General features: G+C 41.0%; 1 pseudogene. It reads right to left on the reverse strand.

Annotated elements, in window-relative coordinates:
* Window positions 1-127: 127 nt before the first annotated feature.
* Window positions 128-315: pseudogene (locus tag FTW16_RS22430) on the reverse strand (8-oxo-dGTP diphosphatase MutT); the annotation flags it as partial.

The raw sequence follows: 315 nt of genomic DNA on the forward strand, positions 1-315 counted from the left end.
ATTGCAATACGAACCATTGCGCTTTCTCTCCTTCTCTAGATAACGAGGTTTGCTCTCGTTCTCTCGTTTTGCTTAATCTGTTTAAACTAACAACATACTATGGTTACCACAAGCAAGTTCATCGAGCTTAAGCAAACTCTTTTACAACACGCTCAAAGAGAGGTACGTTCGCTTCAGGAAAGGTGTAGTCGCCCAATTCGCTGATCTCAACCCAGCATCCTTCTTGACCTTCTCGACCGTAAGGCTCATTACTGAATTGAGATACTGTAATAAAATCAAACTTGAGTGATTTATCTGGATAGTCGTATTCCAAGT

Source organism: Vibrio sp. T20, from assembly GCF_007858795.1.
Classification (GTDB): domain Bacteria; phylum Pseudomonadota; class Gammaproteobacteria; order Enterobacterales; family Vibrionaceae; genus Vibrio; species Vibrio satsumensis.